3 protein-coding genes and 1 pseudogene are annotated in these 1871 nt (G+C 69.3%); 3 read left to right on the top strand and 1 reads right to left on the bottom strand.

What is annotated here, in order from left to right:
- The first annotated feature begins 353 nt into the window (after positions 1 to 353).
- Together ACZ4V6_RS36525 and ACZ4V6_RS36520 are read left to right on the top strand one after the other, a co-directional pair.
- Positions 354 to 716, top strand: coding sequence for a DciA family protein (locus tag ACZ4V6_RS36525; RefSeq protein ID WP_467835584.1), 363 nt, complete (start codon positions 354 to 356; stop codon positions 714 to 716).
- Positions 709 to 942, top strand: a complete 234-nt coding sequence (locus ACZ4V6_RS36520; protein ID WP_467835582.1) for a hypothetical protein — start codon at positions 709 to 711, stop codon at positions 940 to 942. The genes ACZ4V6_RS36525 and ACZ4V6_RS36520 overlap by 8 nt, the downstream gene beginning before the upstream one ends.
- 228 nt (positions 943 to 1170) lie before the next feature.
- Here ACZ4V6_RS36520 and ACZ4V6_RS36515 read toward each other — a convergent pair whose 3' ends face one another.
- Complete coding sequence (locus ACZ4V6_RS36515; RefSeq protein ID WP_467835579.1) at positions 1171 to 1584, bottom strand: hypothetical protein; 414 nt, start codon at positions 1582 to 1584, stop codon at positions 1171 to 1173.
- A gap of 99 nt (positions 1585 to 1683) precedes the next feature.
- Between ACZ4V6_RS36515 and ACZ4V6_RS36510 the strand changes: the two are divergent.
- Positions 1684 to 1871, top strand: a pseudogene (locus tag ACZ4V6_RS36510) (IS5/IS1182 family transposase); the annotation flags it as partial.

Below are 1871 nucleotides of genomic sequence, written 5' to 3'. Positions count from 1 at the left end.
GACCGGTACGGCGAGACCTCGGCCCGGCGCCTGTTCACCAGCACCTTCGTGGACCAGGCGCAGCGCCTCGCGGGCCTCGGGCACCTGGACCTCGGCTACACCACTTGGGAGCAGGCACGAGCGGCGGTGAGACCTCCGGCGTCGACCTAGTCCGACCTGGCCCGGGTCGCTCTGCGGACCGCGATGGAGGCGGCCCGCAAGAACGGCGCTGGTCAGAAGGCGAAGAAGAAGTCGCAGGCCGTCACGACGGTGCGGCGCGACGGGCGCGAGCCAATGGGCCTCGGAGCGGCGATCGGCGCGCTGGTCACCGAGCGGGCCTGGGAGCGGTCGGCGCGAGGCTGCGGGAGCGGTGGGTGGTCATCACCCCCGAGCTCGCCGGGCATGTCGCCGCTGTGTCGTACGACTCGGGCTCCGGCCGGCTCACGGTGTGCCCGGAGTCGTCGGCCTGGGCGACGAAGGCTCGCCTGGAGCAGACCCGTCTCATTGCGGCCGCCAACAAGGCGTCGGGCCGAACCGTCGTGAACTTTCTGCGGATCCTGCCGCCCGGCGCCGTAACCGCGCCCGGTCCGGCCGACGTCGTCTCGGCAAGCCCAGCCCCTACCGCGCCCATCGGCCTGGCGAAGACCAGGGAGACCGCGTCCGAGGGCTACTGCCGCGCACCAGGCCGTCACGCCCACGCGCCGCGTGGACCCGTCGATCGTGGAGGCGGTGGATAGGCAGACGCGGGCGATGCGGGCGCTCAGCCGCCAGGCGTTTCCCGAGCCGGAGGCTGCGGCCTATGACCAGCTGGCGCCGATCGAGCAGGCCCGCAGCGAGCGCCGCCGTCAGGCCGACGTGTCCCACGCCGCGGCCCTGCGCCGGGCCCGTGCGGAGCGCGCTGCCCGTCAGGCCGGTACGGCGGCTGCCGTGCCGCAGTCCGCTGAGCTGCGGACCACGGCGTGAGGTGAGGCAGCATCGGGGGAGGGGGACGACTCGACTGCTTTAGCAATAACTGCCTTGAATATCTGGCGAGTTGAGGTTATTCACTCGATCGTGGGTTGATCTTGGGTGCTCCCAAACCTGGGAAAGGTGTGGCCTTCGTCACCTTCCCTCGTCTTCCTGTCATTCTCATGCCACGTTCAGCGACTCAAAGGCACTAAAGGTTGTCCCGTAAGCCCACGAGGCTGAGGGTCATGCTGCGTCAGGGTCGGTGCCGATGGCGCCGGCCGAGCGAAGGGAACGCCCGAGGTCTCCGGTGAGGATGCGCGGGTGTCGCCGCCACCACCACAGGTCGGGGCAGGGCAGCCTGTGGAACTGGTCGAGTGCTTGGCCGTCGTCGTCGACGGTCGCGGCCCTGTACCGGTCGTCCAGAGCTTTGATCCGCGGGGTCCAGAGCTGGACGATGTGTTCGTCCAGCAGGATCCATGCCTCGTGCAGCCAGTTCCGGCAGTAGAGGTCGTTGGTGTACTCGTAGATGTCGTCGCTGTAGCCGCGCTCGATGGCGCTGACCAGGGCGGCCCACGCGTTCACCCTTTCAGTGACCGTGAACGCCGTTCGCCAGCCGCGCTGGTGCAACAGCTCCCCCACCTCGGTCTCCGTAGCCACGGGCGGAGGATCTCACGCGGAAGCCGTCCGGGCGATCGAGATACCGTCCCGCCAGAGGCTGCGGGCCCTGAAGCATGATTAAGGTGAGACGATCTCGCCGTGGCTGGTGTGATCACGGCGTCGGAACCCTTCTGGAGAGCCCCGTTCACCGGGCTGAGCCCACGGCTGAGCCCACGACAGTTCACGAAAATTGTGACCGCGTTGCGGCGGGAGGGCGCCGACCCGGTGCGCAGAGGCCGGCCCTGGGGCCTGCCGCTGGAAGACAGATTTCTGCTGGTGGCCGCGTA

The sequence above is a fragment of the Streptomyces sp. NPDC029152 genome (assembly GCF_055564355.1).
Note: the sequence above shows the minus strand (reverse complement) of the source record. Positions and strands in the feature narration are given on the sequence as shown.